The organism is uncultured Allobosea sp., assembly GCF_945956895.1.
Lineage (GTDB): Bacteria > Pseudomonadota > Alphaproteobacteria > Rhizobiales > Beijerinckiaceae > Allobosea.
Map to the genome: position 1 here is coordinate 66,145 of NZ_CAMFJF010000012.1, position 14,676 is coordinate 80,820.

The window sequence follows — 14,676 nt, forward strand, 5'->3', positions numbered from 1 at the left end:
AAGGTGCCCCGTAGGGGCGGATGAGGGGCTCGCGACGCTTTCCGTCATTGCGAGCGCAGCGAAGCAATCCAGGGGACGTAGAGCGCTGCCGCTCCTGGATTGCTTCGTCGCTTCGCTCCTCGCAATGACGAGAAGCGTCGTGCGCGCCCTCACCCCAACCCTCTCCCGCAAGGGGAGAGGAGGCAGCGCGCCTTTGATGATCGCTCCTGTGGAATTGTCATGACCGTCCGCCGCCTCGATCCCGTTCTGGTCGACCGCATCGCCGCCGGCGAGGTGATCGAGCGGCCGGCTGCGGCCGTGAAGGAGCTGGTCGAGAACGCGATCGATGCCGGCGCGCGGTCGATCGCCGTCACCATTCAGGGCGGCGGGCGCGAACTGATCCGCGTTGTCGATGACGGCGCCGGTATGACGCCCGAGGACCTTGAACTCGCCGTCGACCGTCATGCCACCTCGAAGCTCCCCGACGGCGATCTCTTCGCCATCGACACGCTCGGCTTCCGCGGCGAGGCCTTGCCCTCGATCGGCTCGGTCGCAAGGCTCTCGATCGCGACGCGCCGCCGCGATGCCGCGCAGGGCTCGGGCCTCGTGGTCGAGGCCGGCGAGAAGGGCGTCGTCCGTCCCGTCGCCGCCGCGCCCGGCACCCGCATCGAGGTCAGCGACCTCTTCATCTTCACGCCGGCTCGCCTGAAATTCCTGAAGAGCGACCGGGCCGAGGCGCAGGCCGTCTCCGAGATGCTCAGGCGCCTCGCCATCGCCCATCCCGAAATCCGGTTCTCGCTCGAAGGCGAGCATATCAGCGCCTTCGACTGGCCGGCCGAGCCGATCGGGGAGGAGGGCCTGCTGCGCCGCCTCGGCCGGGCGCTCGGCCGCGATTTTCCCGAGAATGCGCTGCGCATCGAGGCTGAGCGCGAGGGCTTCGGCATCTCCGGCTTCGCCGGCCTGCCGACCTTCCATCGTGGCACCTCGGCCGGCGTGCATCTCGCGGTGAATGGCCGCCCGGTGCGCGACAAATTGCTGCTTTCGGCCGTGCGCGGCGCCTATGCCGATGTCGTGCCCTCGGACCGGCATCCCGTGCTCTTCCTCGATATCGGCTGCGATCCGCGCTCGGTTGACGTCAACGTTCATCCGGCCAAGAGCGAGGTCCGCTTCCGCGATCCTGCGCTGGTCCGCGGCCTCGTCGTCTCGGCCTTAAAGGCGGCGCTCGCCGCCGCCGGCCACCGCGCCACCACGACGGGCGGCGCCCGCACGCTCGATGCGTTCCGCGCCGTGCTCTCGATGGGTGGCAGTGGCAACGCGATCCCACGTCCTTCCTTCCTGCAGGCGCCAAGCTGGAGCGCACCGGCCCCGCTCCCGATGAGCGCCCCGCAATCCGGCTTCTCCGATTTCGCCGCGCCCTCGGCCGATGCCCGCGCGCATCTCGCCGAACCCTCGGCCGACGCGCTCGACCGGCCGCTCGGCGCCGCCCGCGCTCAGGTCCACGAGACCTATATCGTCGCCCAGACCCGCGAGGGTGTGGTCATCGTCGACCAGCACGCCGCCCATGAGCGCCTCGTCTATGAGCGCCTCAAGGCCGAGCGCGCCCGCAACGGCATCGCCCGCCAGCCCTTGCTCTTGCCCGAGGTGGTCGAACTCGACCCGGTCGATGCCGACCGCCTGATCGCGGCAGGGAGCGAGCTCGAAAGCCTCGGCCTCGTGCTGGAATCTTTCGGTCCCGGCGCGGTTCTGGTGCGCGAGGCGCCGAGTCAACTCGCCGGCGGCAATCTCCAGCGCCTCGTCCGCGACGTTGCCGATGCGCTGGCCGAGCATGGTACGGCCGGCTCGCTGGAGCGCCGGCTCGACCATGTCCTGGCGACGATGGCCTGCCACAACTCGGTGCGCGCCGGCCGCCGCATGCGCCCCGAGGAGATGGACGCGCTTTTGCGCGAGATGGAGGTCACGCCGAATTCCGGCCAGTGCAACCATGGCCGGCCGACCTATGTCGAGCTGAAGCTCTCGGATATCGAGCGGCTGTTCGGGCGGCGGTGAAAGGGGAGTGTCTGCTTTCGACCCTTTGCGGACGTTTATGATGCATCTAATCGGGGGGCGGCAACCTTGTCGAAACCGCAGGCTGCCCACATGAATCGCCCCGAGGAGCTACCGAAACGGACTGGCCAATCCGAAAATCGCTGCCCAGCAGGCTGACCTCGGTTCGGCATAAGAAGGTTGAACCATCCTCTGTCCTCGAGAACTCGACCAAGGCACGGACTCCACCGCGAGCCCGTTGGAAGGATAGGATCGTGCCGCGAACATTTGGTTCAGTAGCGAGTCGCCGCTGGTCGGCTTGCTGGCGCCATATCATCGCGGCACCGAACGAGACGAAGAAGCTCAACATGATCCCGGCGAACCAGAGTACTGCAATCCGTTCCGAGCGAGACGCTGACGACCATCCTAACACTACCAGTCTCATCCCCAGTCGCGACCTTGCAACATCTTCAAGCCACCGAAGTTAAAAGTCCGCTTTCGCCCCGTTGCCGACCTTCTCCTTTATAGATTCGTAGGGGTCATTAGATATTCATGCCGCTTCCCAAAAATAGGCCCCCGCCTTGCTTGAAGCGATTCTCGGCTTTTCCGTCCGCCTCGTTTGGTTCATGCTGACCCAATGGATCGGCTATTGGACAGGCCGAGCGGCAATACAAGCCCTGTCGTTTGGTCGGCTGGATGTCGCCGACTTAGGGTATTACAATCAGAAAACCTTCAAGCCACTGTGGTATAACGGCAGGCAACCAGTCGTTTCCTTCTGGATTGCGATTGGTTTAGGGCAGTTCCTGTGGTTCGGGATCATTGCCGGCGCTATAGTTTATCTTACACGCGGTTAGGCGGCATGTCCGCAAACGATCTGCCGCCGACATTGGCTTAAAAATTTAAAATCGAAAGTAGACACTAGCGATTGGAAAATTTGGCGCGAGCATCTTTTCAGATCGGGTTGATGAATGAAACAAAGAACCGTTGAAATTATATCGAAGATTGGATTGGTGTCTTCGGGGTTTATATTTTTATACTACCCGATAGGGAGATATTTCGGAAGCAGCGAGCAGCAGTCATTCGCAATATCAGTAATCGTTTTTCTCTGCACGCTTCTCACATTGGTCGCCGCTGGATTGATTCTATTGATCGACAAAATTCGCAACGGGTGAGCGAGTAAGGGCGTATCCAGATACACTTCGTCTGCAACGACCGCTAACGATCCAAGCCGGCGCTCGCCCGGCTTCCGGCTCACTTCAGCTTCGTCTTCACTGCTGGGAAATCGCGCCAGAAATGGCCGCTGCCTCTCCGGATGACTGCGTCCTGCGGCAGGATCTCGAAGGGCGTATGGGCCGGCAGGGTGCGCAGGTCATTGAAGCGGGTGGTGAAATCGCTGCCCCTGAGCAGGTCGAACAGATCCTCGAAACGATTGATGACGAAATAGCTCGCCTGGAAATCGTCGATGTAATAGCCGGTGCGCAAGACGCGCTCGAGATTGAAGGCGAGGTGATGGGCGGAGGGGTCGTCCACCACATATTTCGCCTCGCCGAAGGACGAGACGATGCCGGCGCCGTAGATGCGGATGCCTTCGGGCTTTCGGATCAGCCCGAATTCGATGGTGTACCAGTTGAGGCGGGCAAGGAACTTCACCCCCTTGGTCTCGACCGCCACCAGGCCGATGCGGCCATATTCGTTCATGTAGTCGGCATAGGCGGGATTGGTCAGCAGCGGCACATGGCCGAAGACATCGTGGAAGACGTCCGGCTCTTCCAGATAGTCGAGCTGCTCGCGGCTGCGGATGAAGGTCCCTGCCGGAAACTGGCGGTTGGCCAGCATCTGGAAGAAGGGACGCGACGGGATGAGCCCCGGCACCGCGACCACCTCCCAGCCGGTCAGCCGTCGCAGGCGTTCATTCATGTGCGCGAAATTCGGTATGCCTTCGGGGCCGATGCCGAGGGCTGCAAGGCCGTCGAGATATTCCTGGCAGACATGGCCTTTCAGGGTCTGCTGCTGGCGCTCGAACAGGATGCGCCAGATCGCGTGGTCCTCGGGCGTGTAGCGCTCCCAGCCCTGGTCGATGATGCAGTCATCGACGGTCTGGGCGGTCAAAACGGCATGTCCGGACATCGCCTTCACTCCTGAGAGCCGATATCGCCTGCGAGGCTCCACATCGTCATAACGTCCGACATGGCCTCTCGGATCCGCCAGCGCCGCAGGCGAAGCTAGAATACTCCCTTGGCGGCTGGGCGCGAAGGACGCTTCCGGCCGGCCGCTGCAATGGCGTTGCTTGGAAACAGAAGTCCTCCCCCGGGGAGCGCGGCTGGGCTGGAGGGCCGTTTGCAGTCCGACGTAGAACGGTCTGCCGGCCGGGCCGCTTTGATCCTTACGACTGGACGCGCAGCACCAGCACCTGCGTCTCGCCGTAAGCCCGTCGCTCCAGCTCCTCGCAACCGCCAGCCGACCGATGTCGAACTGAAGTCGTCGGATATCGAGCGATTGTCCGGGCGGCGATAGGGTCAGGTCGGACGGTAGAAGCCGCGGTCGAGGTTCCAGAGCGTCATTCCGGCATCGCCGGATTGCGGAAACCACTGTTCGTCGACGATGGCCTGAAGCTCGCGTCGTGCAGCAATATAGTCGACCGCGAGGTTGGCATGGGCGGCCGTGAGGCGGACCTGCATGTTGGGGTGCCCAAATAAGCTCATGAGGATTCGCCTCTGGTCTCCGGGGCGGGCCTTGAGCTCGTTCTGGATCGCCAGAATCTGATCGTAGCGTTTATTGTAGCTGGCGATCGCGTTGCCCTCGAGGGCGTCGTATTGCTGGATGCAAAGCTGCTCGAAGAGGTCTTTCAGCTCTTGGGCTGTGAGTGCTGTCAGCTTGGATGCGGTCATTTCAGCACCTTGAAAAGCCTAAGAGCCTCATGTCCAATTTCCACGTGTTCGGTCCAACTCTTGTCGCGCAGATAATCACGCGGTGAGAGTTGGCTGTAATTGATATTCTTCTTTGCATACCACCCCGTGATCTCGTGGTGCTTGTATCGCGGGATGCTGACGACATTGTCGGTGCCGTCAATGGCGGCGGATGAAAAGCCTTCACGCGAGCCCGCGCCCTGCTCGACGATATGGTGGTCGTCATAGCCCCGCCGCCCCTTGCCGACCTGCTCCTGAAGCTCCCCGAGCGATTTCGGCTCGTCCTGATAGGATCGGATCGAGGGCCATTCCGTATAAAGCCAGTGACCGACTTCGATTGCCGTGACGACGGCGCCGATCGGCCCGGTCCGTCTCAGCGCCTGGCGCGCGATCGCCTTTGCCAGCGCCTTCGCGGCCTTGGTCTTCGCCTGTTGGTCTTGGGGCGGGTCCTTGACGGGATCGAGCGCCGGACCGCCATTGTCGCCGATGCCCGGCCGCCGGTTTTGGCCGCTGCCCTCGCCGCCGCCCCACTGGCCGCCTTCCGGGCTGCCCGCCGGAATACGCGGTTGATCGGGGTTGAACCCGCCCTTCTCGACGAGCGCCCGCAAACGGGCGAGGGCGCGCATCAAGCGTTCGCCAACGAGATGGCACGCGAGGGTATGGCGGCGGGCCGTCAGCACAAGCCCGCAAGGTTCGATGGATCTGAGGATTGGCATCCGGCGCCTGGTCTCCGCGGCGGATGCGGAGATTAAGCGCGGAAATGGAGCCGGGGATAAGGTCTCCGCGCGCTCGCGTTACGCGACGCGCAGCACCAGCACCTGCGTCTCGCCGTAACCCCGCCGTTCCAGCTCCTCGAAGTCGTCCGGCAGGCCAATTTCGGCATCTGCCGCCTCTTCCAGCACGATCAGCGCGTCCGGCGCCAGCCAGCCGCCTTCGCGGGCGGAGATCAGCGCCTTCTCGCCCAGCCCCTTGCGATAGGGCGGGTCGCAGAAGACAAGACCGAACGGCGCCATGCCGGTGATCGGGCCGAGCTTGGTCGCGTCGCGGCGGAAGATGCGGCTGAAGCCGGCAAGCCCCAGCGCCATCTGGTTCTCGCGGATGATGCCGCGGGCCTCGGTGCCGTCATCGACCAGGAGTGCAAAACCGGCGCCGCGCGACAAGGCTTCGAAGCCGAGCGCGCCCGTGCCGGCGAAGAGATCGAGCACGCGCGCGCCCTCGATTGCGTCGCCATAGGCGTGGACGAGCACGTTGAACAGGGATTCCCGCAGGCGGTCCGAGGTCGGCCGGATGCTGCCGATCCCCGGTTTCGGGCCGGCCAGAGGCCGGCCGCCCAGACGTCCGCCGACAATCCGCATCGCTTAGCCGCGGTTCCCGCCACGCGGGCCGCCGCCGGGGCGCGGGCCCTTGCCGCCGCCCGGTCGTCCACCGCCGGGCTTGCCGCCGAAGGGGCGTCCGCCACCGGCCGGGCGATCCGAGGAGCGCGAGCCGAAGCCCTTGCCACTCGGCTTGTCACCGAAGCTGCGGCCACGGGGCCGATCATCGCCCGAGCGCTCCGAAGAGCGTGCGCCGAAGCTCTTGCCGCCGAAACCCCTGCCGCTGGGCTTGTCGTCGAAGCTGCGGCCGCGCGGCCGGTCCTCGGATGAACGCTCGCGGAAGGCGCGGGCAGGGCGCTCGGAGCCGTCACGCGGGGGACGGTCGGGACGCTCGCCACGCGGGGCGCGATCCTCCCAAGGGCGGTCGCCGCCGCGATCGCGTCCGCCGGCCTCGCTGCGCGGACGCCGTGCGGGCCGCTCATCGCCACCGGTGCGGGTGAGGGGGCGCTGGGTGCGCGCCTCGTCGCCGCCACGCTCTTCGCGACCGCGTTCCTGGCGCGGCATGCGGTCGGGCCTGCGCTTGCTCTCGCGGGCGGGCGCGGCGCGTTCATCCGCCACCGGGGCGCTGACGCGCTCGACCAGCACGCGCCGGCCCTTCGGGTCGGCGATCGGCGTGTCGCGGCGGCGCTTGACGTCGCCGGTGGCCTCGCGCTCCTGCCGCTCCAGCTTCGGGTCGGCGCCGCGGCGCGGCGGGGCCTTGCGCTCGCGCTGCGGCTCGGTCTCGGCATCGCGCCAGACGGTGCGGGTCCAGGGCTTGTCGCCGCGCAATTCGCGCACCGCCTCGCGGCGGGTCTCGTGCTGGTCTTCGGCGTCATCGCGGCGGCGGCGTGGGCGGTCGTCGCCGCCCGGCGCCGGACGCGGCGCGGCAGGCAGGGCGTCACGGCGCGGCGATTCGAAATCGGCGCCGGCCTTGGCCGCGAGCTCGATGCCGAGCTGGTCCTGCAGCACGCGCGAGCGGATCTCGTCGACCTCGCCCTCTTCGAGATCGCCGAGCTGGAACGGGCCGAAGGAGATGCGGATCAGGCGGTTCACCGTCAGCCCGAGATGCTCGAGCACGGTTTTGACCTCGCGATTCTTGCCCTCGCGCAGATCGACCGTCAGCCAGGTGTTGAAGCCCTGCTGGCGCTCGAAACGCGCCGTCACCGGCCCATAATGGACACCATCGATGGTGACGCCGTCCTTGACCGTGTCGAGCCTGTCCTGCGTCACCTCGCCAAAGGCGCGCACGCGATAGCGCCGGAGCCAGCCAGTTTCCGGCAGCTCCAGCACGCGCGCCAGCCCGCCGTCATTGGTCAGCAGCAGCAGGCCTTCGGTGTTGATGTCGAGCCGGCCGATGGTCAGCACGCGCGGCAGATCCTCCGGCAGCACGTCGAAGACGGTCGGGCGGCCTTCCGGGTCGAAATTGGTCGTCACGACGCCGCGGGGCTTGTGGTAGAGCCAGAGCCGCGTGCGCTCGCGGGCCGGCAGCGGCTCGCCGTCGATCAGCACGACATCGGTCGGCTTCACGTCGAAGGCCGGGCTTTCCAGCACGGTCCCGTTCACGCTGACGCGGCCTTCCGCGATCATCGCCTCGCTGTCGCGGCGCGAGGCGACGCCGGCGCGCGCCATCACCTTGGCGATGCGCTCCGGCTCTTCCGCAACGATCAGCTTGCGCTCGGGCGCATCCTCGCGCGGGCGGCGCGGACGATCCTCATGTCCTTCGAAGCGCGGCGCGCGCGGACGCGAAAACCGCTTCTCGCCATCGCGGCCCTCGCCGCGCGGGGGGGTGTCACCCTGCGGCCTGTCGCGGCCGGCGAAGGGCCGGTCGCCGGTGCGCGCCGGACGGCGCGGACGATCCTCACTGGTCCGCTCGCGGAAGCCGCGGCCTTCACCCTCGGCCTTGAAGCGGGCCGGCCGGTCGCCATCGAAACGGCGTGGACGCGGAGCCTCGCCCTCGGCAGGGCGCTCGAAGCGGCGGGTTGGGCGCTCGTCGCCGGCCGAATGGCCGCGGAAGGGCTTGCGCTCTCCGTCACGGGCAGGGCGCTCGTCGCCACCTGAGCGGCTGCGGAACGGCTTGCGCTCGCCGTCGCGCGCGGGGCCACGGCCCTCACCGCCTGAGCGGCTGCCGAAGGGCTTGCCGCCAAAGCCTTTGCCACCGGAGCCGGGGCCACGGCCGCCGGCGCCACCGCCCTTGCGTGGGCCGCGGCCTCTGTTGTTGTCGTCGTCTTTCATGGTTGCTCCTGAGCCGGCCGAGCACAACCGCTTTGCGGGAAAGGCCTGGCTCGCTTATTCGCTATGACCGGCGCTTGTAGCAGAGGCTTTCCCTTGCTGCGAGCGCCAAAGCTGGGGTTTTCGATGTCGCAGCCGCAACACTCATCTACCGTCGACGCGATGGCGCTCGCCTTCGACGAGGCGAAGGCGGCTGCCGCGCGCGGCGAAGTGCCGGTCGGAGCGGTTGTGCTGCGGGATGGTCTGGTTCTTGGCCGCGCCGGCAACCGCACGCTGGAACTGAAGGACCCGACGGCCCATGCCGAGATGCTGGCGCTCAAGCTCGCCTGCGAGGCGATCGGCAGCGAGCGCCTGATCGGCTGCGATCTCTACGTCACGCTCGAGCCCTGCCCGATGTGCGCGGCGGCGATCTCGTTTTCCCGGATCAGGCGGCTTTATTTCGGCGCGGGCGATCCGAAGGGCGGCGCGGTCGAGAACGGCGTCCGGCTCTATGAGAGCCCGACCTGCCACCATGCGCCGGAAGTCTATGGCGGCCTGCGCGAGACCGAGGCCGGGGCACTGCTCCGGGATTTCTTCCGTGAGCGGCGCTAGTCCACAGCCTCGTCATTCTCGGGCGGAGCGAAGCGTAGACCAGAGAATCTCAGGACGAGAAGGCTCTGGTTTCCGAGATGCCCGGGTCAAGCCCGAGCATGACGGCCGAGGTGTCTTCTCAGGTATCCGACGAGGCGATGCCGAATTTCGCCGCGAGCTGCGCGCGGTCCATGCAGGAGACGTCATAGGTCACCTGTCGGCCTTTGAACTCCGGGCGCTTGCCGAATTCCTTCGTCATCGAACGGATGATGTCGTCGACCCGAGCCTCGCAGGCCTGCACAGTGGTGAAATCCATCTCGCTGATGCGCCTTGTCGCGCAATGCGCCTCGCCGGTGACGCAGGCCATGACGACCATGGTGAAGGCATCCATGCAGACGCTCCCGTTGCTGCCGGTCGAGGCTGCGCCCGTATGGTTAGCGACTGGTTAAGTCCAGCAGGCCGGCCGTCACTCGCAAAGCAAGAGCCGGACCATCAAGCCAGGCTCCGCCAGCAGAGATAGGCGCCCAGTGCCAGCAGCCCGGCAAAGAAGCAGATCTTGAAGGTCGCGGGGGAGATGCGGCTGCGGATGAACTGCCCGCCGCCCATGCCGATCAGCGCCGGGACGAGCGCGAGCAGCGACTGCCAGGCGACCGTGCCGTTGAGCGCGCCAGCCCCGATCAGGCCGAGGGAGAGCGCCAGCGTCGAGACGATGAAGGAGATGCCGAGCGCCTGCACAAGCTCGTCCTTGTCGAAGCCGAGCGCCTGCAGATAGGGCACGGCCGGGAGCACGAAGACGCCGGTGGCCGCCGTGACCACGCCTGTGGTGAAGCCGATGACGGGGCCGAGCCAGCCTTCCCAGCGGGGCGGCACGCGCAGCTTCGCCGCCTTCAGGCCGACGAGTGCATAGAGGATAAGCGCTGCGCCGAGCCAGAGCGTGGCGCTGCCGTCCTTCTGCTGCTGCAGCAGGCCGGCGCCGGCCCAGGTGCCCAGGCAGATGGTCGCGAGCATCGGCCAGAGCCGCTTCAGCGTGGCACCGAGCTTCGGCCCGGTCGCGATCTGCCAGCCATTGGTGACGAGATTGGGCATGACCAGCAGAGCCGCCGCTTGGGCGGGCGCCATGACCACGCCGAGGATGCCGACCGCGATGGTCGGCAAGCCCAGCCCGATGACACCCTTGACGAAGCCGGCGAGCACGAAGGTCGCGGTGACGAAGAGGAGGAGAGTCGTGTTGTCCATGGCCTGCTTGTGGCATCGCTCAAGGCGGCTGTCGCGACCTGACGCTACGGCCGTCGCCGTAGCGTTCCCGCTTGCGGCGATGGCGGGATGGCGCATCATGCCGACATGAGCACGCCAAATACCTATTCCGGCCCCTATCTCGCGGAGATCGCCCATCTGATGGGCGATCCGGCCCGCGCCAACATGCTGCATGCGCTGATGGATGGCCGCGCGCTGACGGCCAAGGAACTCGCCTGGATCGCCGGCGTCGCGCCGCAGACCGCCAGCGGCCATCTCGCCAAGCTGATGCAGGGCAAGCTGATCGACGTCGCGGTGCAGGGGCGCCACCGCTATTACCGGTTGGCCGGGCCGGAGGTCGCGACGGCGCTCGAAGGGCTGATGGTACTGGCCAATCTCGATGGCACCAGCCGGCGCCTGCCCTCGCGTGTCGGCGCGGAACTGAGCCAGGCCCGTACCTGCTACGACCATTTCGCCGGTAGGCTCGGCATCGGTATCCACGATACCCTGATGGCGGGCGGCCATCTCGCCGCGAGCGAAGGCGGCTATGCGCTGACCGCCTCGGGCAAGGCGATCTTCAGGGGGCTGGGCCTCGATCCCGACGCCAGCGCCAAGAGCCGCCGCGCCGCCTTGCGCCCCTGTCTCGACTGGAGCGAGCGCCGGCCGCATCTCGCCGGTTATCTCGCGGCCTCGCTCGCTTGCCGGTGCTTCGAGATGGAGTGGGTCCGCCGCCGCAAGGACAGCCGCGCCGTGATCCTGACCGAGGAGGGGCGAGGGGTGCTGGAAGCCGCGCTGCCCGGCTTCCGCTGCGATGCGCCGGAGCCTGTCAGCGCTGCGCGTCGAGAGCCCGTTCCAGCGCTCGCTTGACCTCGTCCTTGATTGGCTCGGCTGCCGCGAGGATCGCCTTGGCCTTGAAGAAGTCGAGCCCACCGATGCGATCGGCTCCGGCCCGGATCAGGATATCCGGTGGCTCCTGCTCGATCAGGCGCTGGACCAGCGTGCGGGTCAGGATTTGCGAGGCGCCGACGATCGCCTCCATCGCGCCGGGAATGCGCGCTTCGCCCGGCTCGGTCATGGGTGCGCTGACATCGACTGCGACGACGATGCGGTTTGACGCCAGCAGGTCCCGATAGGGCAGGGGATCGATGGCACCGCCGTCGATCAGCACGCGCCCGCCGAGCGCGACCGGACGCACCAATCCGGGAATGGCGAGCGAAGCCGCGACCGCCGGCGTCAGCGGCCCGTCATGCAGCGTGACCTCGGTGTGGCGGTGATAATCCGCCGCGATCGCCGAGAACGGTATGGTGAGTTCCTCGAAACGGTCGGGCACGGCCTCTGGCCAGAACAGGTCGAGGAGCCGTTCGCCATCGATCAGGACGGGATTGCCGAGGCCGCGCACGAGATCGGCGAGCTTGCCGACGCGGCAGTCGAGCAGGCGCGCGATCACTCGCGCCCGGTCGCGGAAGGTTGCCAGCACATGCTCGCGCAGCTCCCGGCCGGAGAGACCAGCGGCATAGGCTGCGCCGATGATCGCGCCGATTGAGCAGCCGGAGATGCGTGCGGGCTCGAGGCCGAGCTCGTCGAATGCCTCCAGAACTGCGATATGGCTCAGACCGCGCGCTCCACCGGCCCCGAGCACGAGCGCGATCTCAAGTGTGCCGGGTTCAGAATCCGTCTTCATTGTCCTTCATCGTCGATGAAGCCGCCGCCCGATCCATGAGCGCCGCCCAGCTCCAGGAAAGTGGGGATAGCGCGGGGAACCCTCTCCCGGAGGGAGAGGGCAGGGTGAGGGGTAGGCTGTTGGACATCTTGGTCTTGCCCCAACCGCAGCGGCGGCGAGGGCGTTCGCAACTGGTCCAGGGGCCTACACCTCACCCCTGCCCCTCTCCTTACAGGAGAGGGGTTCCCCGCGCTGTCCACGCAATCCTAAGTAGCGTCGTGTTCATGGCCTTCCGGCTCAGGCCACAGCCCGTGCGAGAAACGGCTTCAGCGCCGCGAGGGTGGCCTGCGGGTTCTCCTCCGGCAGGAAGTGGCCGCTATCGATCGCCTGGCCTTCCGCATGCGGTGCGAAGGTATCGTGCCAGATGGCGAGCGGGCTCGCGCCCTTCGCGGGGATGCCGGCTTCGCCCCAGAGCGCCAATGTCGGGCAGAAGATGCGCTTGGCCGCAGCGAGATCGGCCTTGTCGTGCTCGATATCGGTGGTGGCGCCGGCGCGGTAATCCTCGCAGGCCGCGTGGGTCCGCGAGGGATCGCTGAAGGATTCCGCATAGGACTGCATCGCCAGCGGGTCGAACAGGTCGAGATTCTTCGCCCGGCTCCAGCTCGCGATGGTGCGGTCGAGCCAGCCGACCGGATCGGCCTTGAGCAGGTTTTCCGGGATCGGTTCCGGCTGGGCGAGGAAGGTCCAGTGATAGATCTGCATGGCGCGCGCCGCGTTCATGCCCTCCCACATCGAGACCGTCGGCAGGATGTCGAGCAGGACGAGCCGCTCGACGCGGCCGGGATGGTCGAGCGCGAGGCGATAGGCGACGCGCGCCCCGCGATCATGGCCGATCACGCCGAAGCGGATATGGCCGAGTGCCTCCATCGCGGCGACGATATCCTCGCCCATGCCACGCTTGGTGTAGGTCTCTTTGCCGCCATCGCCATGCGGCGCCGCCGACCAGCCATAGCCGCGCAGGTCCGGGCAGACGACGGTGTGGGTCTTGGCCAGCTCCGGCGCCAGCCGATGCCATTCGGCATGGGTCTGCGGGAAGCCATGGATCAGCACCAGCGGCGGGCCTTCGCCGCCGACGCGCGCGAAGATCTTGCCGACTGGCCCGTCGATCCAGTGCGCCTTGAAGCCGGGGAAGAGGGAGTCGATGTTCGCCATGCCGGCGAGCATAAGCATCGACCCGAAAAGTGGGAACCGGTTTTCGGGGCAAGTCGATGCAAGAAGAAACACAACACCGCCGAATGCTGCATTCGGCGGTGTTGTGACCCGGCGATGGCGAACTGTCAGCCTTGCTCGCGCTTCACCGCCTGCCAGCCGATGTCGCGACGGCAGAAGCCGCCGGGCCAGTCGATCTGGTCGACCGCCTCATAAGCGCGCTTCTGCGCTTCACCGACGCTCTTGCCGAGCGCGACGACATTGAGCACGCGCCCGCCATTGGCGACGAGATCGCCGTTCGAGAGCTTCGTGCCGGCATGGAAGACGAGCACCTCATCCAGCGCCTCGGCCTTCTCGACATCACGGATGATGCTGTCGGTCTCCGGCTTGGCGGGATAGCCTTTGGCCGCGAGCACGACGGTCAGCGCCGCCTCGTCGTGCCAGCGCAGGTCGACCTGGTCGAGCACGCCGTCGCAGGCGGCGAGCAGCGCCGGCACGATGTCGCTCTTCAGGCGCGGCATCAGCACCTCGCATTCGGGATCGCCGAAGCGGGTGTTGTACTCGATCAGCTTCGGCCCCTGCGCCGTGATCATCAGTCCGGCGAAGAGCACGCCCTGGAACGGCGTGCCGCGCTTGGCCATGCCGGCCAGCGTCGGCCGGATGATCTCGGCCATGACGCGCTCCGTCAGCGCGGGCGTCATCACGGGGGCGGGCGAGTAGGCGCCCATGCCACCGGTATTCGGGCCGGTATCGCCGTCGCCGACGCGCTTGTGGTCCTGTGCCGAGGCCAGCGCCAGCGCATGCGCGCCGTCGCAGAGCGCGAAGAAGCTGGCCTCCTCGCCGATCATCCATTCCTCGACCACGACCTCGGCTCCGGCCGCGCCGAAGCTGCCCGAGAACATCATGTCGATGGCCTCGTTTGCCTGGTCCAACGTCTCGGCCATGATCACGCCCTTGCCAGCGGCGAGCCCGTCGGCCTTGATCACGATCGGCGCGCCCTGGCTCGCAACGTAAGCCTTGGCGGAAGCGGCATCGCCGAAGCGGCCGAAGCCGGCAGTCGGGATATTGAACTCGGCGCAGAGCTCCTTGGTGAAGCCCTTCGAGCCTTCGAGCTGGGCTGCGGCCTTGGACGGGCCGAAGACCTTGATGCCTGCGGCGCGCAGATCGTCGGCGATGCCGGCGACCAGCGGACCTTCCGGCCCGACGACGACGAGATCGACGCCGTGCAAGCGGCAGAAGGCGACGACGGCGGCATGGTCGGCGACATCGACCACGACATTCTCGCCGCAATGGGCTGTGCCGGGATTGCCCGGCGCGATGAACAGCGTGTCGCAGAGCGGCGAGGCCGAAATCGCCCAGGCGAGCGCATGCTCGCGGCCGCCCGAACCGATCAGAAGAATTTTCATGTTGGCTCCGCTGGTTCGGATGTTCGCGCGCCCTGTCTGCCGTCATCCCGGACGGAGCGAAGCGGAGATCCGGGATCCATTCCTGAGCGCTTCCGATGAAGGTTCCGGAA

General features: G+C 66.9%; 14 protein-coding genes. 4 read left to right on the forward strand and 10 right to left on the reverse strand.

Features of this window, described 5'->3' with window-relative positions; all coding sequences use genetic code 11:
* Positions 1-219: 219 nt before the first annotated feature.
* Positions 220-2,025 (forward strand): DNA mismatch repair endonuclease MutL, encoded by a 1,806-nt coding sequence (gene mutL, locus Q0Q02_RS09785; RefSeq protein ID WP_293808892.1) that lies wholly within the window; start codon positions 220-222, stop codon positions 2,023-2,025.
* A 557-nt stretch (positions 2,026-2,582) separates the two neighbouring features.
* Positions 2,583-2,855, forward strand: coding sequence for a hypothetical protein (locus Q0Q02_RS09790; protein ID WP_293808894.1), 273 nt, complete (start codon positions 2,583-2,585; stop codon positions 2,853-2,855).
* Between the two features lie 397 nt (positions 2,856-3,252).
* Here the strand turns inward: Q0Q02_RS09790 and phhA are convergent, their stop codons facing one another.
* From phhA to Q0Q02_RS09815, 5 genes are all read right to left on the reverse strand, one after another.
* Positions 3,253-4,128, reverse strand: a complete 876-nt coding sequence (gene phhA / locus Q0Q02_RS09795; protein ID WP_293808896.1) for a phenylalanine 4-monooxygenase — start codon at positions 4,126-4,128, stop codon at positions 3,253-3,255.
* Positions 4,129-4,517: 389 nt separating this feature from the next.
* Complete coding sequence (locus tag Q0Q02_RS09800) at positions 4,518-4,889, reverse strand: DUF2019 domain-containing protein (protein WP_293808898.1); 372 nt, start codon at positions 4,887-4,889, stop codon at positions 4,518-4,520.
* On the reverse strand, positions 4,886-5,533 hold the full coding sequence (locus tag Q0Q02_RS09805) for a hypothetical protein (RefSeq protein ID WP_293808900.1): 648 nt from the start codon (positions 5,531-5,533) through the stop codon (positions 4,886-4,888). The genes Q0Q02_RS09800 and Q0Q02_RS09805 overlap by 4 nt, the downstream gene beginning before the upstream one ends.
* A gap of 168 nt (positions 5,534-5,701) precedes the next feature.
* Positions 5,702-6,262 (reverse strand): 16S rRNA (guanine(966)-N(2))-methyltransferase RsmD, encoded by a 561-nt coding sequence (rsmD, locus tag Q0Q02_RS09810; RefSeq protein WP_293808902.1) that lies wholly within the window; start codon positions 6,260-6,262, stop codon positions 5,702-5,704.
* 3 nt (positions 6,263-6,265) lie between these two features.
* A complete protein-coding gene (locus Q0Q02_RS09815; protein WP_293808986.1) occupies positions 6,266-7,927 on the reverse strand; it encodes a pseudouridine synthase in 1,662 nt (553 codons plus the stop codon).
* A gap of 687 nt (positions 7,928-8,614) precedes the next feature.
* On the opposite strand from Q0Q02_RS09815, the gene Q0Q02_RS09820 reads away from it, so the two are divergent.
* A complete protein-coding gene (locus Q0Q02_RS09820) occupies positions 8,615-9,079 on the forward strand; it encodes a nucleoside deaminase (protein WP_293808903.1) in 465 nt (154 codons plus the stop codon).
* 118 nt (positions 9,080-9,197) lie between these two features.
* On the opposite strand, the gene Q0Q02_RS09825 is transcribed toward Q0Q02_RS09820, so the two are convergent.
* On the reverse strand, positions 9,198-9,449 hold the full coding sequence (locus Q0Q02_RS09825; protein ID WP_293808905.1) for a hypothetical protein: 252 nt from the start codon (positions 9,447-9,449) through the stop codon (positions 9,198-9,200).
* A 101-nt stretch (positions 9,450-9,550) separates the two neighbouring features.
* Complete coding sequence (locus Q0Q02_RS09830) at positions 9,551-10,294, reverse strand: sulfite exporter TauE/SafE family protein (RefSeq protein WP_293808907.1); 744 nt, start codon at positions 10,292-10,294, stop codon at positions 9,551-9,553.
* 105 nt (positions 10,295-10,399) lie between these two features.
* Between Q0Q02_RS09830 and Q0Q02_RS09835 the strand changes: the two genes are divergently transcribed.
* A complete protein-coding gene (locus Q0Q02_RS09835; RefSeq protein WP_293808909.1) occupies positions 10,400-11,158 on the forward strand; it encodes a helix-turn-helix transcriptional regulator in 759 nt (252 codons plus the stop codon).
* Here Q0Q02_RS09835 and Q0Q02_RS09840 read toward each other — a convergent pair.
* The 3 genes from Q0Q02_RS09840 to purD all read right to left on the reverse strand — a co-directional run bounded on the left by Q0Q02_RS09840 (position 11,118) and on the right by purD (position 14,566).
* A complete protein-coding gene (locus tag Q0Q02_RS09840; protein ID WP_293808911.1) occupies positions 11,118-11,972 on the reverse strand; it encodes a patatin-like phospholipase family protein in 855 nt (284 codons plus the stop codon). The genes Q0Q02_RS09835 and Q0Q02_RS09840 overlap by 41 nt on opposite strands.
* Before the next feature lie 276 nt (positions 11,973-12,248).
* Entirely contained in the window at positions 12,249-13,163 is a 915-nt protein-coding gene (locus tag Q0Q02_RS09845) for an alpha/beta hydrolase (RefSeq protein WP_293808912.1), read from the reverse strand.
* A 125-nt stretch (positions 13,164-13,288) separates the two neighbouring features.
* Positions 13,289-14,566 carry a phosphoribosylamine--glycine ligase gene (gene purD, locus Q0Q02_RS09850; protein WP_293808913.1) on the reverse strand — a complete coding sequence of 426 codons (1,278 nt, stop codon included), beginning with the start codon at positions 14,564-14,566 and terminating at the stop codon, positions 13,289-13,291.
* Between the last annotated feature and the right edge of the window lie 110 nt (positions 14,567-14,676).